The organism is Hydrogenophaga sp. NH-16, assembly GCF_004006415.1.
In the GTDB taxonomy this organism is placed as follows: Bacteria; Pseudomonadota; Gammaproteobacteria; order Burkholderiales; family Burkholderiaceae_C; genus Hydrogenophaga; species Hydrogenophaga pseudoflava.
Map to the genome: position 1 here is coordinate 1045542 of NZ_CP029344.1, position 23514 is coordinate 1069055.

A 23514-nucleotide genomic window follows, 5' to 3' on the forward strand; every position below is an offset into this window, starting at 1 on the left:
GGGCTCAGGCCGCCTGCACCGGCTCGAAGTCGCGCAGGGCCTGACGGGTGAGGTTGGCTTCGCGCAACAGCTGCCGACCCAGTTCGGCCGGTACCGGGTCGTCGGTCTGGGTGGTGATGTGCTCGATCTGGGCCGATGTCCTCACCAGGGCGCGGAAGCCCATCAGCATGGCCGAACCTTTGAGCTTGTGGGCGTTGTAGCCGATGGCCTGGCGGTCGCCGGCGCGCAGGGCCTGCCCCAGCACATGCACCGTGCCCTCGGGTGATTCGAACAGGGTCTTGAGCAGTTCCTCCAGCGACTCCTGCGGCATCATGTCCTGGATCTCCCGGTAGGAGTCGGTGTCGACCAGACGCACCGCTGCGTGGCTCCGGTCGGGCAGGCGCACAGGCATTTCGTAGGAAGACAGCGGGAAGGGGCTGGAGGCTAGCAGCTCGGTCGGGCCCAGTTCTTCCACCGTCATGCCGGGGTCGTCCAGCAGGCCGCAGCGGCGCAGCGCCCGCTTGAGGTCTTCGGCCTGCAGCGGCTTGCTGGTGAACTCGTTCACGCCGACTTCCAGCGCCCGTTTGCGCGTGTCGTTGACGACATCGGCGGTCACCAGGATCACCTTGATCTCCGACACCGGGCCGTCGAGCCGGCGGATCGCCTCGGTGGTGGCCAGGCCGTCCAGCACCGGCATGTGGTAGTCCAGCAGCACCACGTCGAAGAGGTCGTGCGCAAGCAGTTGCAGCGCCTCCTGCCCGTTCTCGCAGAAGGTGGCCTCGTGGCCCATCTTCTCCAGCAGGATGCTCATGTACTTGAGGTTGATCGGGTGGTCTTCGGCCACCAGCACCTTGAGCTTGCGCTGGATGCTGCCGATCACCGAGATCGGCTCTTCCTCCACCGGGGCCTTGGTCTCCGGCAGGTCCAGGTGGACGGTGAATACCGAGCCCACGTCCAGCTGGCTGCTGACCTCGATGTCGCCACCCATCATGCGGGCCAGGTTGCGCGAGATCTCCAGTCCCAGCCCGGTGCCGCCGATGCGGCGGCGCAGCGAGTTGTCGGCCTGGTAGAACCGGGTGAACAGCCGGGAGACCGTTTCCTCGTCCATGCCCATGCCGGTGTCGCGCACGGTGAACACCACACCGGTCTTGCCCGCGGGCGCACGGGTCAGCTCGGCGATCACGCTGCCTTCGCTGGTGAACTTGATGGCGTTGTTGATCAGGTTGAACATGATCTGGCGCAGGCGCGTGGCGTCGGCCTCCACCCAGCCGGGCAGGTCGGCCGCAGCGTAGATGTTCAGTTCCAGCCCCTTGTCGCGGGCGGCCACCTGCATCAGGCCATCGACCTCGTTCACCACGCTGGGCAGGTGGATCGGCACCACCGAGAGCTTGAGCGTGCCCGACTCCATGGTCGAGACGTCCAGGATGTCGTTGAGCACACCCAGCAGGTGCATCGCAGAATCGCGCGCGGTGCTCAGGTAGTCGCGCTGCTGGCTGGTCAGCGAGGCGTCGTCCAGCAGGTTGAGCATGCCCAGCAGGCCCTGGAATGGGGTGCGGATCTCGTGGCTCATGTTGGCCAGGAAGATGCTCTTGCCGTGGTTGGCGGCCTCGGCCAGGTCGCGGGCCTCGGCCAGTTCGTCACTGAGCTTCTGCAGCCTGGCGTACTGGCGCTGCTGCCTGCGGATGTGCTGCACCAGCAGGCCGACGAAGATCAGCATCACCGCGATCTGAGCGGCGGCCAGGCCGATCACCAGGATGCCTTGGTGTTGCAGCTGGGCGTTGCGTTCGTCGACGAAACGGGCCACGGCGCGGTTGGCCTCGCGCGTGAGTTCGCCCATCAGCGGCTTGAGGTCCTCAATGGCGCGGTCCAGCAGGGCCAGCTTCCTGGGGCTGGCCGCCAGCGCCTGCGGATCGGCGAACAGCGGGTCGGCGATCTTGTTGAAGTCCTTGACCCTGGCCATGGTCGCGGTGTATTCGAAGGAGGCTTCGAGCAGGTCGCGGCGCGGTATCCTGGTCAGCAGGTCGATGCGGCTGAGGTAGACCTCGTAACGCTCAAGGAGCTGGTTGCCATCGACCGTGCCGGGCGCCTGGAGGGCGTCCATGATCGAGTGTTCGAGCCGGCCCAGCTCGCGTTCGAGCTGGTAGGCCTGCCACATGATCGAGTCGACCTGGTTGGTCGACACATCGTCGAGCATGCGGTACTGGCGCCACTGGATCCAGCCCAGTGGCGTCAGGGTGATGGCCAGCAGCAGCGAGATGGCCAGGGCCCACTGCCGACGTTGCCAGCGGGCCAGATTTGGCAGCGCGAGTGTCATTGGATGTCCAGGGCCTTGAGTTGCCAGATGGACCGCTCGTAGTACGTCGAGGTGCGCAGCTCGGCGCTGCTGTCGAACGGATACACCACAAACAGCGGGCCCTTCTCGCGCACCGGGATCGGCTTGTCGTCGATCAGGCGGGCGACGATCACCTGGAACTTCGCGGCGTCGGCCGCGGGAATGGTGATCCTGTAGTCGTTGATGGCCACCGCGCTCACGTTGCTGCCGCTGGCCTTGACGGCGGCCAGCACGTCGGCCAGCAGCGGGCCGGTGAACTTCACCGGCCTGTCGAACCAGGGGGTGCTGGTGGTGAAGCTGTGCTGGGGCAGGGCCTCGATCATCTTCATGTCGAAGCGCGCCACCTCGCCGGCGTTCTTCGCGGCGATCTTGCCGCTGATGACGAGGATGGGGCGTTCCTTGGGGGCGTCCAGTGCCAGGGCGGCGCTGGAGAGGGTCAGCGCGCCGAGCAGGGCGCTGACCGTGAAGAGGCGGCGGTTTTTCATGGAAGGACTCCGCGGATCGGCGCGGGTGTGTGGGTAGGGGCTCAGATGCGGTGCCGCACCAGGGCGGGGTTGCTGGCCAGGCGGTTGAGCAGGGCCGGGGCGATCTGCTTGAGGGGCAGGACCTCGTGGGCGGCGCCGGCCTGGATGGCCATGCGGGGCATGCCGAAGACCACGCAGCTGGCTTCGTCCTGCACGTAGTTGTAGCTGCCGGCGTCCTTCATCTCGCGCATGGCCAGGGCGCCGTCGGCCCCCATGCCGGTGAGCATGATGCCCAGCGCGTTGGGGCCGAGCACGCGCGCGGCCGACTTGAACAGCACCTCTACCGAGGGGCGGTGGCGGTTGACCGGTTCGGTGTCCTCGACCACGGCCACGTAGTTCGAGCCGCTGCGGTCGATGCGCAGGTGACGCCCGCCGGGTGCGATGTAGGCGTGGCCGGGCAGGATGCGCTGGCCGTCGCGGGCTTCGGCGACACGGATCTTGCACAGCGAGTCCAGCCGGGCAGCGAAGCTGGTGGTGAAGCCAGGGGGCATGTGCTGGGTGATCACGATCGCGGGCGAGTCGGCCGGCAGTGGCGTCAGCACCTCGCGGATGGCTTCGGTGCCGCCGGTGGAGGCGCCGATGCAGATGATCTTTTCGGTGGTCGACAGGCGCGGCAGCGGCGCCCGCGGCGCCTCGGCCGTGGCAGGGGTGGCCTGGGTGATGGTGCCGGTCGCGGAAGGCGCCGGGGCCAGGCGCCGGACATGCGCGGCCGAGGCGATGCGAATCTTGTCGACGATGTCACCGGCCAGCTCGTTGAGCCCGCTGGTGATGCCGATGCGGGGCTTGGCCACATAGTCGACCGCGCCCATCTCCAGCGCACGCAGCGTGATGTCGGCACCCTGTTCGGTCAGCGTGGACACCATCACCACCGGCATCGGACGCAGCCGCATCAGGCGCGAGAGGAATTCCAGACCGTCCATGCGCGGCATCTCGACGTCCAGCGTGATGACGTCCGGGTTGAGCTCGCGGATCATCTCGCGCGCCACCAGCGGGTCGCTCGCGGCACCCACGCACTGCATGTCGGGCTGCCGGTTGATGATTTCGGTGAGCAGGCTGCGCACCAGCGCCGAGTCGTCGACCACCACCACTCTGATCTTGGCCATGGCTGTTCTTTCTGCGGTTCAGAACAGGTCCACCGAGCCGCCGGCGTTGGTCTTGGCGACCACCGCAGCATTGCCCTTGCGTTCCTGCGTTTCCAGCGTCTCCGGATGCGAGTGGGCCAGGCGCTTGACCATGGCCTTGCCCGTCGCCGGGAAGTAGCAGACCTTGCGCGGATGGATGTCCAGGACGTCCTTGGAGATCACGGCGATGCGTTCGGTCTGCAGGTAATCGAGCACGAAGGCGGTGTTGCGCTCGCCCACGTTCATGGTGGTGAAGCTGTGCATCACCTGGCCGCCGCCGAACACCTTGGCCTGCATGCTCTCGCGCCGGGCGCCGAGCTTGATCATCTCGTTGATCAGCAGTTCCATCGCAAACGAGCCGTAGCGGCCCGAGGTGTCGCCCGCGCCTTCGGGCAGCATGAAGTGGTTCATGCCCCCCACGCGGACCTTGGGGTCCCAGATGCAGGCGGCGATGCACGAGCCCAGCACCGTCATGACCATCATGTCGTCGGTGGTCACGTAGTACTCACCCGGCAGCACCTTGACGGTGTCGATGTTGAAGTGGTGGTCGCGGTAGAAGAAGGAGGCCTCGCCCGGCCTGGGCGCCCGGGTCTTCAGCGCATCCAGTGTGGACCTGGGCGGTGTGGCGGCTGGCGGAAGGACTGGCCGCTGGCCCGAACTGCCTGCGGCCTGAAATCCCCCCGGGGGGAAGGCGCGAAGCGCCGCAGTGGGGCTTTCAAAGCCTTTCATAGACGGTCTTTCCCCGCAGCGTGAAGAGGCTGCGCGCGTCGCTGAAGTTTTCGGCGTGACCGACGAACAGCATGCCGCCGGGCTTCATCACCCGGTGGATGCGTTCGAGCACCTGACGCTGGGTGGCCGCATCGAAATAGATCATCACGTTGCGGCAGAACACGATGTCGAAGGGCTCGCGGAACGGCAGATCGTGGATCAGGTTGACGGTCATGAACTCCATGTGCTTCTGGAGTTCGGGCTTGACGCGCATCAGTCCGGCGTTCGCACCCTTGCCGCGCATGAAGTGGCGCTGCAGGCGCTCGGGGCTCAGACCCTTGACACCATCGGTCTTGTAGACGCCGCGCGCCGCGGTCGCCAGCACCTTGGTGTCGATGTCGCTGTTGACGATGTGGAAGCTGCCCGAGGCGCCCAGCGTCTCCGCCGCGGTCATTGCGATCGAATAGGGCTCCTCGCCGGTGGACGCGGCCGAGCACCAGATCTTCCAGTTGTGGGAGCGATTGGCCGCCAGCAATTCCTGCAGCACGCCGAAGTGGTGCTGCTCACGGAAAAAGGCGGTCAGGTTGGTGGTCAGGGCGTTGATGAACTCCTGCCACTCCGGCCCGTCGTGCTGTTCCAGCGCGTCCAGGTAGGTCTTGAAGCTGGTGTGGCCGGTCTCGCGCAGGCGTCGCGAGACGCGGCTGTACACCATCGCGTGCTTGCCGTCGTGCAGGCTGATGCCGGCCTTCTTGTAGATCAGCGCCTTGATGCGCGAGAAGTCGGCGTCGGACCAGACGAACTCGCGCCCCTGGGCCAGCGGACCGTCTTCGTCCAATGCAAAGGGTGGGGCCGTGACGGGAAGCACCGCAGAACCGGCTCTGCCGGGCTGCAGGTGCTGCCCCCTGGAGGGGGGCGTGCGGAGCGCGGCGGGGGTGCTCATCAGTGCCTCGAGCGGCGCACCAGGCCCGAGGTGTCCAGGATCAGGGCGACCTTGCCGTCGCCCAGGATGGTGGCGCCCGAGACGTTGGGAACCTTGCGGTAGTTCGACTCCAGGTTCTTGATCACCACCTGCTGCTGCCCCAGCAGCTCGTCCACCATCAGGGCCACGCGCGATCCCTCGGCCTCCACCACGACCATGATCGGGCTGCCGCCGTGGAACTCGAAGCGCGGCACGCTGAAGATCTTCTCCAGCTCAATCACCGGCATGTACTCCTCGCGCACCTTCACCAGCTGCGCACCCTGCGCCACGGTGTTGATGTCGCCGGGGTTGATCTGGAAGGACTCGATCACCGAGGACAGCGGCAGGATGTAGACCTCGTCGCTGACGCGCACGCTCATGCCGTCCATGATGGCCAGCGTCAGCGGCAGGCGCACCTTGACGCTCATGCCGTAGCCCTCGGCGGAGTCGATCTCCACCGTGCCACCCAGCGAGAGGATGTTCTTCTTGACCACGTCCATGCCGACCCCGCGGCCGGACACGTCGGTCACCACCTCGGCGGTGGAGAAGCCCGGCGCCATGATCAGGTTCCACACCTCGGTGTCGGTCATCGTATCGGGCGCATCCATGCCCTTTTCGCGGGCCTTCCTGAGCAGCTTCTCGCGCGAGAGGCCCTTGCCGTCGTCGCGCACCTCGATCAGGATGCTGCCGCCCTGGTGCGAGGCCGAGAGCGTGATGGTGCCGTGATCGGGCTTGCCCCGGGCCAGGCGCTCCTCCGGCATCTCGATGCCGTGGTCGCAGCTGTTGCGGATCAGGTGGGTCAGCGGGTCGGTGATCTTCTCGATCAGGCCCTTGTCCAGCTCGGTGGCTTCACCGTGGGTGATCAGCTCGACCTTCTTGCCCAGCTTGCTGGCCAGGTCGCGCAGCATGCGCGGGAAGCGGTTGAACACCACCGACATCGGGATCATGCGGATCGACATCACCGCTTCCTGCAGGTCGCGGGTGTTGCGGTCCAGGTCGACCAGGCCGGCCAGCAACTGCTGGTTGGCGGTGCTGTCGAGCTCGCGGCTCTTCTGCGCCAGCATGGCCTGGGTGATGACGAGCTCGCCCACCAGATTGATCAGCTGGTCGACCTTGCTCACGGACACGCGCAGCGTGCTCGACTCCAGACCACCGGCGGCGGCCGGACGGGCCTCGGCGCGCGGCGCAGGCTTGGCCGCCGGAGCGGCTTGTGCCACCGGCACGGCCGGCGCGACCGCTGCGGGGGCCGCAGGCGTGCCCGGCGCGTCGTCGAAGAAGCCGAAGTCCCTGCCTTCGCCGGCCGTTGGCGCGCCGGCTTCGGAAATCTGGATCTGCTCCTTGCTCACGTGGAAGGTGAACAGGTCCAGCAGGTCGCTGTCGCTGGAGCGGGTGAACACCTCGAGCGAACGGAACTGGCCGTCGTCGCGCGTCGATTCGATGCGTCCCAGACCGGCGATGTCGCGGAACAGCTCACCGATGCCGTCGGCCTGGGCCAGCTGGTCCAGCGGGCCGATGCGGATGGTCAGCTTGCGCTCGCCTTCGGCCAGTGCCGCGGCGGGCGCAGGGGCCGGTGCCTGCACCGGGGCTGCAGCGGCGGCGACCGGCGCCGGGGCGGCCACCGCGGTGCCATGGGCCAGCGCACTGATGCGCGCCACCAGCTCGCCCGTGGGCGGCGGCTCCACGCCCTGGCCCTGGTGGCGGGCCAGCAGCAGCTTGAGCGCGTCGGACGATTCCAGCAGCACGTCCACCATGGGCGGCGTGGGCTGCAGCTCGTGGCGGCGCAGCTTGTCCAGCAGCGACTCCATCTGGTGGGTCAGCTCGGCCACGTCGGCAAAACCGAAGGTGGCGGCGCCGCCCTTGATCGAGTGCGCGCAGCGGAAGATGGCGTTGAGTTCCTCGTCGTCAGCGTGTTCCAGGTCCAGCGCGAGCAGCATCTGCTCCATCTGGTCCAGGTTTTCGCCGGCTTCCTCGAAGAAGATCTGATAGAACTGGCTCAGGTCGATGTTGCCACCGGCGGAGGAGTTTTCGTGGGTTGCTTCTGCCATGGGGCGCTCCTCAGCGGATCACTTTCTGGATGACCTCGATCAGGCGGCCCGGATCGAAGGGTTTGACCAGCCAGCCCGTCGCGCCCGCGGCGCGGCCGGCCTGCTTCATCTGGTCGCTGGACTCGGTGGTCAGGATCAGGATCGGTGTGGCCTTGAACTTGGCGCTCTCGCGCAGCTTCTTGGTCAGGCCCAGACCGTCCAGACGGGGCATGTTCTGGTCGGTCAGCACCAGATCGATGTGGTGGGACTGCGCCTTTTCAAGCGCATCCTGTCCATCGACTGCCTCCACGACATGAAAGCCTGCGCCAGTGAGGGTGAAAGACACCATCTTTCGCATGGAGGCCGAGTCGTCGACGGCAAGAATGGATTGCATGGGGGTTCTCCGTGGTTCGTTCGGATATCGGCAAACAGGTGCGTGTCTTTAGAACAGGTCGATGGAACCGGCGTCCATCTCGTTCTGGGTGACCGGACTGGGGCGATCGGGGGTCGGGTCCACGCAGATCGGCAGTTCGTCCTCTTCCGGCTCCATGGCCTCCTCGGCCAGCTTCCAGGCGCAGCCCTGCAGCACCTTGCCGGTGTGCACGATCAGCTGCGTGGCCATGTCGTGGAACTGGAGTTCGGTCACGGCCTGGTGCAGGCTGCGGCGGATGCTCAGCAGGTCGTCGTTCTCGTTGCCGTCCAGGTGGGCCAGGGCGTGGTTGGCGGTGGAAAACCGCTCCATCAGGTTGTCGGTGGCGTGGTCCAGCAGACCCTCCAGACGCTTGAGGTCGGTCATCGCCATGAGCAGGGAGTCCTGGAGATCGGCGACCAGGTTCACTGGCAGATTGACGGATGGCAAGGTCTGGGGCGTCATCGGCGGGTCCTTGTGGTCGGGCTTGAGGGTTGTTCTCGAGGCCGCTCCAGGGAGTTGGGGCAGTACAATTTTCGGGAACTGTGACAGGCTGTATCGGCAGAAAACGGCCCGAATTCAGCGCCATTTCGACCACTGCGAGCCGCATGCCCGATACCACCGCATCCCGTCCGGTCCGCATCCTCCACCTGGAGGATTCCCGCGTCGACCACGCCCTGGTCAAGTTCGCGCTGCAGAAAAGCGGGCTGAACCACGACATCCTGCTGGTCGACACCCTCGACGACTTCGAGCGCGAGCTGCGCGAGAACCGCTACGACATCGTGCTGGCCGACTACCACCTGCCCGGGTTCTCCGGGCTGGACGCGTGGGACCGGCTGCGGGAGATCGGACTGGACCTGCCGTTCGTCATCCTCTCGGGCGCCATCGGCGAGGCCGCGGCGGTCGAGGCCATGCACCGCGGCGTGAGCGACTACCTGCTCAAGGACAGCATGAACCGGGTGGCCCACGTCATCCAGCGCGCCATCGAGGTGTCCGAAACCCGCCGTGCCAAGGCACGGGCCGACGCCGAACTGGCCGACTCCCAGCGCCGCCTGGCCGAACTGGCCGAACACCTGCAGACCAGCATCGAGCAGGAACGCGCCGACATCGCGCGCGAAATCCACGACGACATCGGCGGTTCGCTGGCCGCCGTCAAGCTCGACTTGGCCTGGATCGCCCGCCGCCCGGCGCTCGACCCCGAGGTGCGCCAGCACATGGACACCGCGCTGGAGATGCTGCAGCATGCCCTGGGCGCCAGCCAGCGCATCATGATGAACCTGCGCCCGCCCATCCTCGACCAGGGGCTGGTGGCGGCGGTGCAGTGGATGGCCACCGGCTTCGAGAAACGCAACGGCACGCGTGTCACCGTGCGCCGTTCGTCCGATCACATCGATGTGCCGCACGCGGTGCAGCTCGTGGCCTACCGCACCGCGCAGGAGGCGCTGACCAACGTGGCCAAACACGCCCGGGCCAGCGCGGTGGACATCGACCTGAGCGACCGCGAGGGCGTGCTCACCCTCGAAGTCAGCGACAACGGGCAGGGCCTGAGCGCCGAGGCGCTGCGCAAGGCCAAGTCCTTCGGCCTGCTCGGGCTCAAGGAACGCGCCGCCAAGGTCGGCGGCTGGCTGGACATCAGCAGCTCATCGCGGGGCACCTCCGTGATCCTCTCGGTGCCGCTCGATGACGATGACGGGAACCACCACCACAGGGACGAAGAACAATGATCAAGGTCATCTTGTGCGACGACCATGCGGTCGTCCGGCGCGGCATCCGCGACACCATCTCGGAAGCGGTCGACATCCAGGTCGTCGGCGAAGCCGGCAGCTACCCCGAGCTGCGCGAGCAGATGCGCAAGACCGAGTGCGACGTGCTGGTGCTCGACCTCAACATGCCCGGCCGCGGCGGGCTGGAGGTGCTGGCTGCGCTGCGCGAGGAAGGTTCACCCGTCAAGACCCTGGTGGTCTCGATGTACCCGGAAGACCAGTACGCCATCCGCTGCCTGCGGGCCGGCGCGCGCGGCTACCTGAACAAGGCGGGCGAGCCGGCCGAGATGATCGCCGCCATCCGCACGGTGAACCAGGGCCGCAAGTACGTCACGCCCGAGGTGGCGCAGATGCTGGTGGACAACCTGAACGCCCCCGAGACCGAAGAGCTGCACGCCAGCCTGTCCGAGCGCGAGCTGCAGACCCTGCAGAAGATCGCCTCGGGCAAGAAGCTCTCGGAGATCGCCGAAGAGCTGATGCTCAGCCCCAAGACCGTGAGCGTCTACCGCGCGCGGGTGCTGGAGAAGCTGCACCTGTCGAACAACGCGGAGCTGACGGTGTATGCGATTCGGAACAGTCTGGTGTGAGGTGGTGAGTTCCGACGACAAAGAGACTGCGCTTCCTGAGTTGCCCTATGGCGCGGAGCGCAATTGACGCACATGCCCTGCAGGTAAGAGCGTTGCTGGCCGAGTTATTGGCCAAAATTCCGGATCACTGAGTTGTGAGCAGGCGTATCAAGTCTGCGTGGGTGGTCTTGAAATAGAAACACCGCTTGCTCCTTCAAATGGGAAGGCAATCCCAAGCAGCTGCTCTTCGGTCCAAAAAGTTGCCCATCAAATACTGATGCCTATTTCTGTAGGTGAGAGGCGATATCGGGCACTAGATAGATTTCTTCTCCGGCAAACACGTAATAATCGACTGAAGTCACTGTCCGTACCCGTTTGATCTCATGCATCACCGCCTTTAACCCGGGGCCCTTTACCAAGATCGCTTGATTGTAGATATTCGCCACGGTCGGTACTTCTTCAATGGCGCGGAGGGTGATTTTTCCTGGAGGCACCGCGCCGCGTTTTATGAGTGCCTTGGGAAGGGTTGTCGTCGCGTAGTCTTTTGGGGTGACGTATCTATTGTTGCGGTGTGGCTTATAAGTTGCACTCATGGCAAAGCGTACCGGGTCGAGCTGATCAAGGTCGAAATTCTTGTTCAGAATGATGAGGTAGATGGTGTCGTCCGTGGTGCTGATTTTCCTCCCTGCAGGAAGTGTTTCTATTGCAGCTTGTTGTTTCTTGGGTAATGAGCTTTCGGTAGGGGTTGCGTATTCTTTTTTCAAGCCACAGATGTCAAATGCATACAGATTGGGTCTGACCAGATTGGCGACATTAAAATGATTCATCCCTTTCAGTGATTTGACAGTTTCATCCGCCACACAGTGACAGAATTTTGTCTTTCCCAAATTGCCGTTGTCAAACTTCTGATGCTGTGAATAGACTCCTCCGCAATTGCCTAGCGAGTTTGCATGGATTTTCTCCGGCTGCAAGCATCTGGCGGCCTCATTCATCATGACACGGCTATACACTTGCAATGGGGGGTGGGAGGGGTTGTCACTGAATGCATCTTTGAATGCGGAGGTTATGCAATCGCAATCATATGCGATGCTTCGGTATTTGTCTCCCTGGCATCTGTTTCGTACCTTGTCCACCTCGTCTTCTGCCCAGGAAGCTGATGGAAATAGGAGGCCTACCATAAACAGGAGAAAGACAGCACTTTTCATTTTTTGACGCTCATTCAAATGTTTTTGGCAATCTGGATTTTGTGAATTTTCACAGTTTCCGGATATTTCTAGCTCCAGGTTATATTCCGCTTCATTGCCTTACTCGCATGTCACGAGAGCAACAAAAGTCCGAAGTGGGTTGCCCATTTGGGTGGGCAGAAAATCACCACTTTCGACGTGTTCATCTGTGCCCTCAGGAAAGCTGGACTGATACGAACGGGTTATTTATTCAGTGTAAGTAGATGAAGCGTTAAGTCAACGATAAATCTGACCCAGCTCCGGTTGGGCGACTAACGGTATCCGCATCGCCGGCCCGTTCAATCACACGCGACAACTCGTTCTCCGGTGTGGGTCGTGCAGACACGTTGACAATCTGTGCATGCACCGCCGAACCGCCTCCCTCACACTGCTCGCCACCGCCGCCAGCCTGTTCACCGCCTGCAGCAAACCCGACCCGCAGACCGCGCTGGAAGCCGCGGTGCAGCAGTTGCAGGACCATCTCGAAGCCAAGGACAGCAAAGCCGTGCTGGCGATGCTGGATGCGCGGTTCAGAGCGCAGGACGAGTACGACGCCGAGTGGGCGCGCAAGACCATGGCGCTGATGTTCCTGCGCTATGCCAATGTGAAGGTGATCGCGGTCACGCGCAGCAGCCGCATCGACCCGCCAGGGTCGGGCATCGGCATCACCGAGGCGCAGGTGCTGGTGACCGGCGCGCAGGGACTGATTCCCGAACGCGCCTCGCCCTACTCGGTGCAGCTGCAGTGGGCGCTGGATGGTTCGGACTGGAAGCTGCGCGACCTGCGCTGGGAGTGAGCCGCGGGCTCAGCTTCCGGTGAACATGCCGGTGGCGAGCTTCATCAGCGCCACCACCGGGCCTTCGAGCATGGGCAGGGTGACGGCGATGCCCAGCAGGCCGGTGGTGAGGGTGAGCGGGAAGCCGATGGCGAAGGCGTTCATCTGCGGCGCCACGCGCGAGATGAAACCCAGCACGATGTTGACGAACAGCAGCATGCCGATCATGGGCAGCGCAATCCACAGGCCGTAGCGGAACACCACCGAGCCGAGTTCGTGCAGGCGCATGCGCTCGATGGCCTCGAACGCGCCGGTGCCGATCGGAAAGGTCTCGAAGCTGGCCACCACGGCCTGCAGCACCATGAGGTGGCCGTTGAGCACCACGAACAGCAGCATGGTGCTGTTGCCGTAGAAGCGGCCGACGGCGCTGGTCTGCTGGTTGGTGGTTGGGTCGAAGAAGCCGGCGAAGTTCAGGCCCATCTGCAGGCCGATGATTTCGCCCGCCAGTTCCACCGCCGCGAACACGATGCGCACCGCCAGGCCGATGGCCAGGCCGATCACCACCTGCTGCAGCACCACGCCCATGGCCTGCGGGTCGGTCAGGCCGATCACCGGCTGGTCGGCCAGCGCCGCCTGGGCGCAGATGGCCACCAGCATGGCCAGTGCGACGCGGGCGCGCATGGGCACCGAGCGCGCCGAGAAGATGGGCGCGCTGGAGAACACCGCCAGGATGCGCAGGAAGGGCCAGAACACCGGCGCCACCAGCGCCATGATGTCGGCTTCAGTGAACGAGAACATGGCGCCGGTCGCGCGAGCGTTCAGATCGCGTGGTTGGGGATCGCGAGGATGGTGTTGCGGATGAACTCGACCAGGGTGGTCATCATCCACGGGCCGGCAATCGCGAACACGGCGATGGCCGCGATCAGCTTGGGCACGAAGGAGAGGGTGGCTTCGTGGATCTGGGTGATGGCCTGGAACAGGCTCACCAGCAGGCCCACGCCGAGCACCACGGCCAGCACGGGCGCGGCCACCATGAGCACCATGAAGAGGGCGTTCTGGCCCATCGTGAGGGCGGCTTGGGGGTCCATGGGGTTTCCTTGACTAGGTCGCGAAAGAGGCTGCGAGCGAGCCCAGAAGCAGGTTCCAGCCGTCGGCCAGCACGAACAGCATCAGCTTGAAGGGCAGGGCGACCAGCACCGGCGAGAGCATCATCATCCCCAGCGACATCAGCACGCTGGCGACCACCATGTCGATCACCAGGAAGGGGATGAAGATCATGAAGCCGATCTGGAACGCGGTCTTGAGTTCGCTGGTGACGAAGGCCGGCACGATGACGCGGAATGGCGCGGTTTCGGCCTTCACGTCTTCGGGCAGCTTGGCCAGGCGGGCGAAGAGTTCGAAGTCGCTCTGGCGGGTCTGCTTGAGCATGAACTCGCGCATCGGGCCCTGCGCGCGGTCCAGCGCCTGGTCGAACGGGATCTGGTTGCTGGTGTAGGGCTGGTAGGCCTCGTTGTAGACCTTGTCCAGCGTCGGCCCCATGACGAACAGGGTGAGGAACAGCGAGAGGCCGATGATCACCTGGTTGGGCGGGGCGGACTGCGTGCCCAGGGCCTGGCGCAGCAGCGAGAGCACGATGACGATGCGGGTGAAGCCCGTCATCAGCAGCAGCACCGCGGGCAGGAAGCTCAGCGCGGTGAAGAACAGCAGGGTCTGGATCGGCACCGAGTAGCTGGTGCCGCCCGCGCCCTGGCCCACCACGATGGGCAGGGATGCGTTGCCGGTCTGCTGCGCCCAGGCGGGCGCGGCGGCCAGCAGCAGGAGCGCCAGGCCGAGCAGGCGGGCGCGGCGCGGGTGTTCAGCGGTTCGCATCACCGTCCTTGCGGAACAGGGCCAGCCGCGCGGCGAAACCGGCGGGGGCGGGGGTGTGGCCCGGGGCGGCGGGCGCTTCGCTGGCCTCGGGCGGCAGCGGCATCTGGTGCAGCGCGGTGACGCTGCCCGGCGAGACGCCGAGCACCAGGCAGACCGCCTGTTCGCCCTGGCCGACCTGCAGCGTGACCACGCGCTGCTGCGGGCCGAGCGCGACGCCGCCCAGCACCTGCAGATGCGGGCCGGCGCGGTGCGCCGCGCCCGGCAGGTGGCGGCGGTAGCGTTGCAGCAGCCAGGCGATGCCCACCATGACGATGAGCAGCACGATGGCCGGGGCGGCGTTCTGGAGCATGGCGAGCTTCAACCCTTGGAGAGACGGCGCATGCGCTCGGACGGCGTGACGATGTCGGTCAGGCGGATGCCGAACTTGTCGTTCACCACCACCACCTCGCCCTGGGCGATGAGGTAGCCGTTGACCAGCACGTCCATGGGTTCGCCGGCCAGCGCGTCGAGCTCGACGATGGAGCCCTGGGCCAGCTGCAGGATGTACTTGATCGGCACCTTCACCCGGCCCAGTTCCACCGTCAGCTGCACCGGGATGTCCAGCACCATCTGGATGTCCTGCATGACGTTGCCCGCGTTGGTGGCAGGCGTCGAGGGGTGGTCGTCGAACGCGGGTGCGCTGTCGTGGGCGCCGCTGCCGGCGCTGGCCACGGCCTGTTCTTCGAGGGCCTGGGCCCAGTCGTCGGCGACGGAATCGTTCATGGTGTCGGGGCTCTCAGTGGACATAGGGATCTCCTTGCCAGGTCTTGTCGGTGCTGCTGCTCAGCTTGCGGTCGATGCGCAGCGCGTACTTGCCTTTGTGCGTGCCGTACTGGCACTCGAACAGCGGCACACCGTCGACGTGGGCCTTGATGGCCGGGTTGCGGTCCAGCTCGATGAAGTCGCCGACCTGCATCGCCAGCAGCTGCTCGACGGTGGCGTCGGTCTGGGCCAGCTCGGCCACCATCGTGACCTCGGCCGCCTGGATCTCCTGACCCAGCAGCTTGACCCAGCGGCGGTCGACCTCGATGGCGTCGCCCTGCACGCTGGAATACAGCACGTCGCGGATGGGTTCGAGCGTGGCGTAGGGAATGCAGATGTGCAGCGAGCCGGTGATGTCGCCGATCTCCAGCGTGAAGCTGGTGGACACCACGATCTCGCTGGGGGTGGCGATGGTGGCGAACTGGGGCTGCATTTCCGAGCGCTGGTAGGCCAGCTCGATCGGGTACACGCCGCGCCAGGCCTTCTTGTATTCCTCGGCCACCACCTCGACCAGGCGGTCGATGACGCGCTGCTCGGTGGGCGAGAAGTCGCGCCCTTCGATGCGGGTGTGGAACTTGCCGTTGCCGCCGTAGAGGCTGTCGATCACGCCGAACAGCAGGTTGGGTTCGCACACCACCAGGCCGTTGCCGCGCAGCGGGCGCACGGCCATGATGTTGAAGTTGGTGGGCACCGCCAGCTCGCGCAGGAAGGCGCTGTACTTCTGCACCTGCACACCGCCGACCGAGATCTCCGGGCTGCGCCGGATGAAGTTGAAGAGCCCCAGGCGCAGGTTGCGCGAGAAGCGTTCGTTGACGATCTCCATCGTGGGCATGCGCCCACGGACGATGCGTTCCTGGCTGGAGAGGTTGTAGGTGCGGACGCCGTCGGTGGGCGTGTCCTCTTTCTCGAGCTTCTGGCTCTCGCCGGTGACCCCTTCCAGAAGGGCGTCGACTTCTTCCTGGGAAAGAAACGAATCGGCCATGGCGTCAGGTCCCCCCGGTCACTGCACGATGAAACTGGAGAAGAGCACGCCCTCAAGCGGGTTGGGAGCGGCTTTTTTCTTCTTCTTGCCCTGGGCGGCGGGTTCGGCGCCCGGGCGCTCGTAGTCGTAGCCCATGACGTTGGAGATCTCGGCCATGATGTCCTGGATCAGGGCCTGCTTGCCGTCGGTCCGCAGCATCTGTTCGGCGGTGCGCTGCGAGACCAGGATCAGGATGCCGTTGCGGATGCTGGGCATGTAGGTCTTCATCTCCTCGCCGGTCTTGGCGTCGGCCAGCTGCAGCGTGATGCCCAGCTGGGCGAAGCGGTTGCCGCCCGGGTCGGCCAGGTTGACCACCATGCTGTCCAGCGGCAGGAAGGTCGGCGGGGTCTTGGGGTCGCGCAGCGGTGCGGCGTGCTCCTCCTCGGCCGTGAGTTCGGTGCCGTCTTCCTCGTCTTCGCTCTGCGCCTTCTTCAGCAGGAAGAGCGCCGTGCCCGCGCCGATCAGCGCCAGCATCACCACGCCGATGATGATGAACAGCAGCTTCCTGCTCTTGGGTTTGGCTGGGGCCTCGCCATTGGCGGGGGCGGCAGCAGCGGCGACAGCAGACATGGACATCCTCCGGAAGAGCGCCCCGTGGGGGGCGGTGCCCGCCGAAAAGACCGGCGGGCTGTGGAGGAATTATTGGAGCCACCCCCCCCGGGCGTAGCCCTGAATAGCGCCGGAAAACCCCGCTATTCGCCGGCTCCGCACGGCCGGCTTGGCGTTCTCAGACGAACAGGTCCAGCGGGCGGCTGCCGTCGCTGTGGGGCCGTGGCGTGGCCGGCACGGCGTTGCCGGCCGGGGCCGCCGCAGCGTCGGCGCGGGCCGATGGCGTGCCTGGGCGGACGGGTGGCGCGGTCGGGCCGTCCTGCCCTTGCTGGCCGCGCTGGTCGCTGACGCTCACGTCGCCCAGCTGGATGCCACCGCGCTGCAGCAGGTCGGCCAGCGTGCCCTCGGCGCTCTGGCGCAGCTCGGCGCGCGCCTCGGCGCTGTCGGTCCGGAAGCTCAGGTCCAGTTCCTGGCCGGTGAGCGAGAGCCGCACGTCGATGGCGTTCTCGCCGTCTTCGCCGATGCGCAGGCTGGCCTGGCGCAGGTGCGGCGAGGCGAAGCTGTCGAGCCGCTCTTCGGCCTCGGCATCGGCTTGCGCCAGCGCCTCGTCGTAGGTCTCGTCCCGTGCGTCGCTGCGCAGCTCGTCGCGGGTGTCGGAGCGGTCGCCGCCCTCGGCGCCCGCCTCGCCGCCGGTGCCGGACTGGCCGGTGTGGTCGGCGCCGCCGGCCATGGGCACCGCGCTGTGCAGCGGTGTGGCCGCCAGCGGGGTGTCGAGCGAGGCTTCGTCGCTGACGGCCTGCGCAAAGCGCTGGTCGAGCGCGACCGTGCTGTGCAGCGGCAGCGCCGGCCCGGCGTCGATCCGCACCATGGTGCGCTCGGCGGCGGGGGCCGACTGGGCCTGCGTGTGGTGCCATTGCTGGAGCGCGCTGGTGCCCGCCATCTGCGCAGTGCTGCGCCAGGCGCCGGGCCGGGCGTTCGACGCCAGGGCGCTGTTGCCCGCGGCCGGTGGGCCGGCGTTGGCCGCCGAGAGCTGGGCCTGGGTCTGTTCGTCCAGTGCCTCGGGCTGGTCCAGCACCTGCATGCCCTGCAGCGTGTCTGCGGGCGCGCCGTCGGCTGTCGCTGCCTGCGCGGGGGCTCCGGCGTCCGGGGTGGTGCCTGCCAGACCGCGGGCGCCGGGGGCGGCGGGTGCGCCAGCGGAGGGCAGGGTGGCCCAGGCCATCATGGCTTCCAGCTGGGCTTCGCCGGACTCCTCCGCAGGGGTCTCGGCCGTGTCCTGCACCAGCTCGGCGGCCACGCCTCCGTCTGCGGGCAGCGGGTCGCTGGCGCTCAGCAGCAACAGCAGGTTGGCGAACGGGTCGGCGCCGGTTTCCTGGCCGCCGGGTTTGCGGGTGCCCTGGGCGCCGTGGCGACCGGCGGCCTGTGCCGCCTGGGTCGGGCCGTTGGACGAGTGGTGCGAGGCAGAGGGGGCGGTGCTGCTCATGAACGGGCTCCGTGGGCGGCCGACAGGGTCTGTCGCAGGTGGATGGTCAGCGCCATCTCGTCGGTGGCTTTCTGTTCCTGGCGCATGGCGCGGTGTTCGATCGCCTGCTGCTTGCGCTCGGCGTACTTGCGCAGGCCGGCGACGTCGCGCTCGGCGGCGTAGACCTGGGCCTGGGCGCGTTCGACCACCTCTTCCCGGCCGCGCTGCACCGCCTGCTGGAACTCGATGGCGTGGGTGATCTTCTCCATGAACAGGCGGTGGTGGTGCAGCAGGTTGGCGTCCACGCCGCCCGTGGTGCTGCGCTGCGCCCAGCGCTGCAGCGCCTCGTCGGCGTAGTTGCGCAGCTGGTTCATCTGGGCCTGCGCCGCCTGCAGTTCACGCTGGGCCTGGCCGAGCGCGGTGAGCGCGTCGTCGCGGCGCCGGGTGGCCAGGTCCACCACCTTGTGCAGGGTCTGCAGGTTGCTCATGCGTGGGTTCCTTCATACAGGTTGTGGTTGGCGTGCCCGCGCGCACCGCGGCCGTCGCGTGCGGGCTTGTCTTCCTGCAGCGCCACGGCCAGCTGCTGCAGGCTGTGCTCCATGGTCGCGGCCTCGCGCATGTCCTGCATCAGGAAACGCTGCAGGCCGGGGTAGAGCACGATGGCGCGGTCGGTCTCCGGGTCGCTGCCGGCGGCGTAGGCGCCCAGCTGGATCAGGTCGCGGCTCTTCATGTAGCGCGAGTAGTAGTTGCGGAACTTGCGCGCCAGCTCCAGGTGCTGCGGCGTGGCGACGTTGTGCATCACGCGCGAGGCCGAGGCCTCGACGTCGATGGCGGGGTAGTGGCCCGATTCGGCCAGCGCGCGCGAGAGCACGATGTGGCCGTCCAGGATGGCACGCGCCGCGTCGGCGATCGGGTCCTGCTGGTCGTCGCCTTCGGAGAGCACGGTGTAGAAGGCGGTGATCGAGCCGCGGCCGTTGAGGCCGTTGCCGCTGCGCTCCACCAGCTGCGGCAGCTTGGCAAAACACGACGGCGGGTAGCCCTTGGTGGCCGGCGGCTCGCCGATGGCCAGCGCAATCTCGCGCTGGGCCATGGCGTAGCGGGTGAGCGAATCCATCAGCAGCAGCACGTGCAGGCCGTCGTCGCGGAAGCGTTCGGCAATGGCGGTGGCGTAGGCCGCACCCTGCATGCGCACCAGCGGCGGCGCGTCGGCCGGCGCGGCCACCACGACGGAGCGCTTGCGGCCGTCCTCGCCCAGGATGTCCTCGATGAACTCCTTGACTTCGCGGCCGCGTTCGCCGATCAGGCCGACCACGATCACGTCGGCCTTGGTGTAGCGGGCCATCATGCCCAGCAGCACCGACTTGCCGACGCCGGAGCCGGCGAACAGGCCCAGGCGCTGGCCGCGGCCGACCGTGAGCAGGGCGTTGATGGCGCGCACGCCGGTGTCCAGCGGTTCGCGCACCGGGTCGCGGTCCATCGCGTTCAGCGGCGCCTGGTTCATGGGCTCGATGTCGACCTCGGTGATCGGCCCCATGTGGTCCATGGGGTGGCCGTGCGAGTCGACCACGCGGCCCAGCAGACCCCGGCCCAGCGGCAGGCGCAGCAGACCGCGGTCGCCGGCCGATGGCGGCTTGTTGACCTGGCCCATGCGCGGCACCGGGCGGTAGGGCGCCAGCGGCGTCACGCTGGCGCCGCTGGCCAGGCCGCGGGTGTCGCCCGCGGGCATCAGGAAGGCGCGGTTGCCGGCAAAGCCCACCACCTCGGCCAGCACCGGCTCGCGCTTGCCGTTGGCGATCAGGCACTGCGAACCGACCGGCACGCGCAGGCCCACGGCTTCGAGCACCAGGCCGGCCAGGCGGGTGAGCGTGCCGCGCGTCTCCAGCGGCGTGTGCACGTTGGCGCCGATGCGCAGGTCGTCCATGTACTGGGCCCAGCGGCCGTCGGGTTCAGACATCGCCCGCCTCCGGGTTCCAGGGCGCGTCCATGCCGAGGTTGCCCAGGGCCCGTGTCCAGCGCTTTTCGATGGTGGCGTCGACCGTTGCGCCGGGGGTCTGCAGCAGGCAGCCTCCCGGGGTGATGGTGACGTCCGCCACGAAGTCGGGGGCGTTCTCGCCCAGGGTCTCCATCAGCGCGCCGCGCATCAGTGCGAGGTCGTCGGGGTGCATGCGCACGGTGGCGGGCAGGCCGTCCTCGACGATCTGCTCCAGCGCCTCGCCGATCACGGCGCGCAGGTGGACGGTGTTGCTCTGCAGCTCCTGCCGCACCACCTGGCGCGCGATGTCGCAGGCCAGGTCCAGGATCTGGCGGCCGATCTTCTGCTCGGCCGCGATCAGCTGTTCGGCCATGCCGTGCAGCATCTGGCCCATGCGCACCCCGGTTTCCTCGATGGTGCGGCGCATGGCGGCTTCGAGCGCGTCGCGCACCTCCTTGCTGCCGGTGTCGTGCCCGTGGGCGAAGCCGTCGGCGTAGGCCTGCTGGCGGGCCTCTTGCAGCGCTTCCTCCAAGGCCTTGTCGGGTTCGGGCTCGGCCTCCACCGCCGCCGCGACCGGGAGCGTGTCGCTGCCGTCCATCGACGAAAAGTGCCAGGCCGACACGCCGTCGATTTCTTCCCGCGGGATGAAGCGGGTGTGCGTGCTGGGCTTAGACGAAGCCTTCATCGTCGCCTCCGCCGATCGCGATCTGGCCCTCTTCGGACAGGCGCCGGACTATCTTCAGGATGTCTTTCTGCTGGTTCTCCACCTCGGACAGCCGGACCGGTCCGCGCGATTCGAGGTCGTCGCGCAGGCCCTCGGCGGCGCGCGAGGACATGTTGGCGAAGACCAGTTCGCGCAGTTCCGAAGACGCGCCCTTGAGCGCGATCACCAGCGACTCGGAGGCCACCTCCTTGAGCACCAGCTGGATCGACTTGCCGTCGAGCTTGATCAGGTCCTCGAAGGTGAACATCTTGTCCATGATCTTCTGCGCCAGGTCGGCGTCGAAGTTGCGGATCGCCTCGATGACCGAGGTCTCGATCTGGTTGCCCATCATGTTGATGATCTCGGCCGCGGTCTTGATGCCGCCCATCGAGGTCTTGCGGATCTTGTCGCCGCCGGCCAGCACCTTGTAGAGCACCTCGTTGAGGTCCTTGAGCGCGGTGGGCTGGATGCCCTCGAGCGTGGCGATGCGCAGCATCACCTCGTTGCGGGTGCGCTCGGTGAAGTTCTTCAGCACGTCGGCGGTCTGGTCCGCTTCGAGGTGCACCAGGATGGCCGCGACGATCTGAGGATGCTCGTTGCGCAGCAGCTCGGCGATGGACAGCGGGTCCATCCACTTCAGGCTCTCGATGCCGGAGACATCGCCGCCCTGCAGGATGCGGTCGATCAGCAGCGAGGCCTTGTCATCGCCCAGGGCACGCCGCAGCACCGCGCGCACGTAGTTGTCGGTGTCGGACACCAGCAGGCTCTGCGAGGAGGCCACGGAAGTGAACTTCTGCATCACCTGGTCGACCCGCTCGTGGGACACGGCGCGGGTCTTGGCGATGGCCTCGCCCAGCTTCTGCACTTCCTTGGGGCTCAGGTGCTTGAACACCTCTGCGGCTTCTTCCTCGCCCAGTGTCATGAGGAAGATCGCGGCGTCCTGGATTCCCTGTTCTTCCATGATCGTCTTTCCTTGGCCGGCTTACGCCGGCGCTTCGCCGTTGACCCAGCTCTTGACGATGTTCGCCACCGCCATCGGGTTCTCCAGCGCCAGCCGCTTCGCGTCAACCAGGCGCTGGTTCTCGACCGGCATGGGCAGGCCCGGGCGCTCGGGCGTCTCGTCGAGCACCGCGTCGAGCTGGGGCGCCTTGGCCTTGGCCTTGTCCTCGATGCGTGGTGCCGCCGGGGCGCGCATCATCTTCATGCCCGGGCGCACCATGCCCATGAGGATCAGCAGCGCCACGCCCAGGGCGCCAACGGGCCAGGCCAGGCTGCGGGCCAGTTCCATGTTCTCGGGCTGCTTCCACCAGGCCACCGCCACGTCCTCGACCGGCTGGGGAACGTTGAACACGGCGTTGACCACGTTGACCGAGTCGCCCCGTTCCTGCTTGAAGCCGATGGTCTCGCGCACCAGGGCGGTCATCTGCTCCAGCTGCTCGGGCGGGATGGCGGTGGTGATGAGCTTGCCCGTCTTGTCGGTGACGCTGCGGTGGTTCACCACCACGGCGGCGGTCAGGCGCTTGACGGTACCGCTGGCCTCGCGCACGGTGCGCACGGTCTTGTCGATCTCGTAGTTGATGACCGATTCGCGGCGCTGTGTGCCGGCCTTGTCGGCGTTGCTGGCCACACCCAGCGGCGCGGCGGCGCCGTTGATGGGGGCGGTGCCGGTGGCCGGCGGCTGGTTGGTGGTGGCGCCGGGCACGCCCGCGGGCTGGGCCTGGGCGGGGGTGCCGTCCTCGACGATCTGCTGGCTGCGCACCGCGCCGGGCTCGCCGCCCTGGTTGGGCCGGTGCTGCTCGGAGGTGGACTCGGCCAGCGAGAAATCGATGTCGGCGCTGACCTGGGCCCTGACGTTGCCGGCGCCCACCAGAGGCTCGATCATGTCCAGGATGCGGCGGGTGTAGAGCTGTTCAACCTGCTGGGTGTACTGCAGCTTCTGGGTGTCGGCGCCCTGGGCCATGCCGTCGGGCGTGGCCGAGAGCAGGGTCCCGGCGTCGTCCACGACGCTGACGGCCTTGGGGTTCATCTCGGGCACGCTGGAGGCGACCAGATGCACGATCCCGGCGATCTGCGCCTTGTCCAGGGTGCGGCCGGGGTGCAGGGTCAGCAGCACCGAGGCGCTGGGCTTCTGCTGCTCGCGGAAAAAGCCGTTCTGGTTCGGCAGGGCCAGGTGCACGCGCGCGGCCTGCACCGAGGAAAGCGACTGGATCGAGCGGGTGAGTTCACCTTCCAGGCCGCGCTGGAAGGTCAGGCGCTCCTGGAACTGCGTCATGCCGAAGCGGTTGGCCTCCATCAGCTCGAAACCGCTGACCGTGCCCTTGGGAAGGCCCTGCGAGGCCAGGCGCAGGCGGGTGTCGTGCACCTTGTCGGCCGGCACCATGATGGCGCCGCCACCCTCGGTGTACTTGTAGGGCACGTTCATCGTCGTCAGCTGCGCGATGATGGCCCCGCCGTCCTTGTCACCCAGGTTGTTGTAGAGCACCTTCCAGTCGGGCTGGCGGCCCATGAAGAACAGCGCGAGGGCGATCGCCAGCAGGCCGAAGGCGCCCAGGCCCATCTTGATCTTCTGCGCGCGGTCCAGACGTGAGAGTCCGGCGCTCAGCGCGTTGCGGTTCTCTGGCGCAAGGTCCATTTCGGCGACGGCAGTGCTCATGGCGGGGGCTTCGAAGTGGGTCGGCAAATGGGGGAATCTCCCCTGTTGCGACCGAGTATCCGGTCCCGCTCACCCCGGCATAGCCATGAAAAAGGCTGCCTTTGA

The 23514-nt window shown here is 66.8% G+C and carries 25 protein-coding genes; 3 read left to right on the top strand and 22 right to left on the bottom strand.

All coding sequences use genetic code 11. The features are described 5' to 3' along the window. Nucleotides 1-4: 4 nt before the first annotated feature. Genes DD542_RS05080 through DD542_RS05115 form a run of 8 tightly spaced genes read right to left on the bottom strand, consistent with a single transcriptional unit; the run spans nt 5 to nt 8520 of the window. Entirely contained in the window at nt 5-2293 is a 2289-nt protein-coding gene (locus DD542_RS05080; protein ID WP_127804264.1) for an ATP-binding protein, read from the bottom strand. Then, on the bottom strand, nt 2290-2796 hold the full coding sequence (locus tag DD542_RS23885; RefSeq protein WP_241559684.1) for a hypothetical protein: 507 nt from the start codon (nt 2794-2796) through the stop codon (nt 2290-2292). The genes DD542_RS05080 and DD542_RS23885 overlap by 4 nt, the downstream gene beginning before the upstream one ends. 41 nt (nt 2797-2837) lie before the next feature. Then, nucleotides 2838-3938: a chemotaxis response regulator protein-glutamate methylesterase gene (locus tag DD542_RS05090; RefSeq protein ID WP_127804266.1), complete on the bottom strand. Its 1101-nt coding sequence runs from the start codon at nt 3936-3938 to the stop codon at nt 2838-2840. Nucleotides 3939-3956: 18 nt separating this feature from the next. After that, the gene (gene cheD, locus DD542_RS05095) at nt 3957-4685 is read right to left on the bottom strand and encodes a chemoreceptor glutamine deamidase CheD (RefSeq protein ID WP_127804268.1); all 729 of its coding nucleotides are present in this window, start codon (nt 4683-4685) and stop codon (nt 3957-3959) included. Then, the gene (locus DD542_RS05100) at nt 4672-5604 is read right to left on the bottom strand and encodes a CheR family methyltransferase (protein ID WP_127804270.1); all 933 of its coding nucleotides are present in this window, start codon (nt 5602-5604) and stop codon (nt 4672-4674) included. The genes cheD and DD542_RS05100 overlap by 14 nt, the downstream gene beginning before the upstream one ends. Then, a complete protein-coding gene (locus tag DD542_RS05105) occupies nt 5604-7667 on the bottom strand; it encodes a chemotaxis protein CheW (protein ID WP_127804272.1) in 2064 nt (687 codons plus the stop codon). The genes DD542_RS05100 and DD542_RS05105 overlap by 1 nt, the downstream gene beginning before the upstream one ends. 10 nt (nt 7668-7677) lie before the next feature. Then, nucleotides 7678-8040, bottom strand: a complete 363-nt coding sequence (locus tag DD542_RS05110) for a response regulator (RefSeq protein ID WP_066154921.1) — start codon at nt 8038-8040, stop codon at nt 7678-7680. A gap of 48 nt (nt 8041-8088) precedes the next feature. After that, nucleotides 8089-8520 (bottom strand): hypothetical protein, encoded by a 432-nt coding sequence (locus tag DD542_RS05115; protein ID WP_066154918.1) that lies wholly within the window; start codon nt 8518-8520, stop codon nt 8089-8091. A gap of 143 nt (nt 8521-8663) precedes the next feature. Between DD542_RS05115 and DD542_RS05120 the strand changes: the two genes are divergently transcribed. Next, on the top strand, nt 8664-9779 hold the full coding sequence (locus DD542_RS05120) for a response regulator (RefSeq protein WP_066154915.1): 1116 nt from the start codon (nt 8664-8666) through the stop codon (nt 9777-9779). Further along, nucleotides 9776-10405, top strand: a complete 630-nt coding sequence (locus DD542_RS05125) for a response regulator transcription factor (protein WP_066154911.1) — start codon at nt 9776-9778, stop codon at nt 10403-10405. Before DD542_RS05120 ends, DD542_RS05125 begins: the two co-directional genes overlap by 4 nt. Nucleotides 10406-10665: 260 nt before the next feature. On the opposite strand, the gene DD542_RS05130 is transcribed toward DD542_RS05125, so the two are convergent. Then, complete coding sequence (locus tag DD542_RS05130) at nt 10666-11379, bottom strand: hypothetical protein (RefSeq protein WP_127804274.1); 714 nt, start codon at nt 11377-11379, stop codon at nt 10666-10668. 589 nt (nt 11380-11968) lie between these two features. Between DD542_RS05130 and DD542_RS05135 the strand changes: the two genes are divergently transcribed. Further along, nucleotides 11969-12403: a hypothetical protein gene (locus DD542_RS05135; RefSeq protein ID WP_127804276.1), complete on the top strand. Its 435-nt coding sequence runs from the start codon at nt 11969-11971 to the stop codon at nt 12401-12403. Between the two features lie 9 nt (nt 12404-12412). Here the strand turns inward: DD542_RS05135 and fliR are convergent, their stop codons facing one another. The 13 genes from fliR to fliF all read right to left on the bottom strand — a co-directional run bounded on the left by fliR (nt 12413) and on the right by fliF (nt 23409). Continuing rightward, complete coding sequence (fliR, locus tag DD542_RS05140; RefSeq protein WP_127804278.1) at nt 12413-13180, bottom strand: flagellar biosynthetic protein FliR; 768 nt, start codon at nt 13178-13180, stop codon at nt 12413-12415. A 20-nt stretch (nt 13181-13200) separates the two neighbouring features. After that, the gene (fliQ, locus tag DD542_RS05145; RefSeq protein ID WP_066154898.1) at nt 13201-13470 is read right to left on the bottom strand and encodes a flagellar biosynthesis protein FliQ; all 270 of its coding nucleotides are present in this window, start codon (nt 13468-13470) and stop codon (nt 13201-13203) included. 13 nt (nt 13471-13483) lie between these two features. Further along, a complete protein-coding gene (fliP, locus tag DD542_RS05150) occupies nt 13484-14251 on the bottom strand; it encodes a flagellar type III secretion system pore protein FliP (RefSeq protein WP_066154895.1) in 768 nt (255 codons plus the stop codon). Continuing rightward, nucleotides 14238-14600: a flagellar biosynthetic protein FliO gene (locus DD542_RS05155; protein WP_079366692.1), complete on the bottom strand. Its 363-nt coding sequence runs from the start codon at nt 14598-14600 to the stop codon at nt 14238-14240. Before DD542_RS05155 ends, fliP begins: the two co-directional genes overlap by 14 nt. An 8-nt stretch (nt 14601-14608) precedes the next feature. Next, entirely contained in the window at nt 14609-15037 is a 429-nt protein-coding gene (gene fliN, locus DD542_RS05160; protein ID WP_127804280.1) for a flagellar motor switch protein FliN, read from the bottom strand. Further along, nucleotides 15027-16034 (bottom strand): flagellar motor switch protein FliM, encoded by a 1008-nt coding sequence (gene fliM / locus DD542_RS05165; protein WP_066154888.1) that lies wholly within the window; start codon nt 16032-16034, stop codon nt 15027-15029. The genes fliN and fliM overlap by 11 nt, the downstream gene beginning before the upstream one ends. A gap of 18 nt (nt 16035-16052) precedes the next feature. After that, a complete protein-coding gene (locus DD542_RS05170; RefSeq protein WP_127804282.1) occupies nt 16053-16643 on the bottom strand; it encodes a flagellar basal body-associated FliL family protein in 591 nt (196 codons plus the stop codon). Nucleotides 16644-16800: 157 nt separating this feature from the next. After that, complete coding sequence (locus DD542_RS05175; RefSeq protein ID WP_127804284.1) at nt 16801-18102, bottom strand: flagellar hook-length control protein FliK; 1302 nt, start codon at nt 18100-18102, stop codon at nt 16801-16803. After that, entirely contained in the window at nt 18099-18569 is a 471-nt protein-coding gene (gene fliJ / locus DD542_RS05180; RefSeq protein ID WP_079366696.1) for a flagellar export protein FliJ, read from the bottom strand. The genes DD542_RS05175 and fliJ overlap by 4 nt, the downstream gene beginning before the upstream one ends. Further along, nucleotides 18566-20002: a flagellar protein export ATPase FliI gene (fliI, locus tag DD542_RS05185; RefSeq protein WP_241559770.1), complete on the bottom strand. Its 1437-nt coding sequence runs from the start codon at nt 20000-20002 to the stop codon at nt 18566-18568. The genes fliJ and fliI overlap by 4 nt, the downstream gene beginning before the upstream one ends. A gap of 25 nt (nt 20003-20027) precedes the next feature. Beyond that, the gene (locus DD542_RS05190) at nt 20028-20738 is read right to left on the bottom strand and encodes a FliH/SctL family protein (RefSeq protein WP_066154878.1); all 711 of its coding nucleotides are present in this window, start codon (nt 20736-20738) and stop codon (nt 20028-20030) included. Continuing rightward, nucleotides 20722-21717, bottom strand: a complete 996-nt coding sequence (gene fliG, locus DD542_RS05195; protein WP_079366698.1) for a flagellar motor switch protein FliG — start codon at nt 21715-21717, stop codon at nt 20722-20724. Before fliG ends, DD542_RS05190 begins: the two co-directional genes overlap by 17 nt. Nucleotides 21718-21738: 21 nt before the next feature. Then, nucleotides 21739-23409, bottom strand: coding sequence for a flagellar basal-body MS-ring/collar protein FliF (gene fliF / locus DD542_RS05200; RefSeq protein WP_066155387.1), 1671 nt, complete (start codon nt 23407-23409; stop codon nt 21739-21741). Nucleotides 23410-23514 lie beyond the last annotated feature (105 nt).

Bases quoted from the DNA above. Each gene is read 5' to 3' on its own strand.
- fliM (WP_066154888.1), bottom strand. From the start codon at position 16,034: ATGGCCGATTCGTTTCTTTCCCAGGAAGAAGTCGACGCCCTTCTGGAA.
- DD542_RS05080 (WP_127804264.1), bottom strand. From the start codon at position 2,293: ATGACACTCGCGCTGCCAAATCTGGCCCGCTGGCAACGTCGGCAGTGG.
- DD542_RS05190 (WP_066154878.1), bottom strand. From the start codon at position 20,738: ATGAAGGCTTCGTCTAAGCCCAGCACGCACACCCGCTTCATCCCGCGG.
- DD542_RS05175 (WP_127804284.1), bottom strand. From the start codon at position 18,102: ATGAGCAGCACCGCCCCCTCTGCCTCGCACCACTCGTCCAACGGCCCG.
- fliR (WP_127804278.1), bottom strand. From the start codon at position 13,180: ATGTTCTCGTTCACTGAAGCCGACATCATGGCGCTGGTGGCGCCGGTG.
- fliF (WP_066155387.1), bottom strand. From the start codon at position 23,409: ATGAGCACTGCCGTCGCCGAAATGGACCTTGCGCCAGAGAACCGCAAC.
- fliG (WP_079366698.1), bottom strand. From the start codon at position 21,717: ATGGAAGAACAGGGAATCCAGGACGCCGCGATCTTCCTCATGACACTG.
- DD542_RS05135 (WP_127804276.1), top strand. From the start codon at position 11,969: ATGCACCGCCGAACCGCCTCCCTCACACTGCTCGCCACCGCCGCCAGC.
- DD542_RS05130 (WP_127804274.1), bottom strand. From the start codon at position 11,379: ATGATGAATGAGGCCGCCAGATGCTTGCAGCCGGAGAAAATCCATGCA.
- fliI (WP_241559770.1), bottom strand. From the start codon at position 20,002: ATGGACGACCTGCGCATCGGCGCCAACGTGCACACGCCGCTGGAGACG.
- fliN (WP_127804280.1), bottom strand. From the start codon at position 15,037: ATGTCCACTGAGAGCCCCGACACCATGAACGATTCCGTCGCCGACGAC.
- DD542_RS05090 (WP_127804266.1), bottom strand. From the start codon at position 3,938: ATGGCCAAGATCAGAGTGGTGGTGGTCGACGACTCGGCGCTGGTGCGC.
- DD542_RS05170 (WP_127804282.1), bottom strand. From the start codon at position 16,643: ATGTCTGCTGTCGCCGCTGCTGCCGCCCCCGCCAATGGCGAGGCCCCA.
- fliQ (WP_066154898.1), bottom strand. From the start codon at position 13,470: ATGGACCCCCAAGCCGCCCTCACGATGGGCCAGAACGCCCTCTTCATG.
- DD542_RS05155 (WP_079366692.1), bottom strand. From the start codon at position 14,600: ATGCTCCAGAACGCCGCCCCGGCCATCGTGCTGCTCATCGTCATGGTG.
- DD542_RS05120 (WP_066154915.1), top strand. From the start codon at position 8,664: ATGCCCGATACCACCGCATCCCGTCCGGTCCGCATCCTCCACCTGGAG.
- DD542_RS05115 (WP_066154918.1), bottom strand. From the start codon at position 8,520: ATGACGCCCCAGACCTTGCCATCCGTCAATCTGCCAGTGAACCTGGTC.
- DD542_RS05100 (WP_127804270.1), bottom strand. From the start codon at position 5,604: ATGAGCACCCCCGCCGCGCTCCGCACGCCCCCCTCCAGGGGGCAGCAC.
- DD542_RS05110 (WP_066154921.1), bottom strand. From the start codon at position 8,040: ATGCAATCCATTCTTGCCGTCGACGACTCGGCCTCCATGCGAAAGATG.
- fliJ (WP_079366696.1), bottom strand. From the start codon at position 18,569: ATGAGCAACCTGCAGACCCTGCACAAGGTGGTGGACCTGGCCACCCGG.
- DD542_RS23885 (WP_241559684.1), bottom strand. From the start codon at position 2,796: ATGAAAAACCGCCGCCTCTTCACGGTCAGCGCCCTGCTCGGCGCGCTG.
- DD542_RS05125 (WP_066154911.1), top strand. From the start codon at position 9,776: ATGATCAAGGTCATCTTGTGCGACGACCATGCGGTCGTCCGGCGCGGC.
- fliP (WP_066154895.1), bottom strand. From the start codon at position 14,251: ATGCGAACCGCTGAACACCCGCGCCGCGCCCGCCTGCTCGGCCTGGCG.
- cheD (WP_127804268.1), bottom strand. From the start codon at position 4,685: ATGAAAGGCTTTGAAAGCCCCACTGCGGCGCTTCGCGCCTTCCCCCCG.
- DD542_RS05105 (WP_127804272.1), bottom strand. From the start codon at position 7,667: ATGGCAGAAGCAACCCACGAAAACTCCTCCGCCGGTGGCAACATCGAC.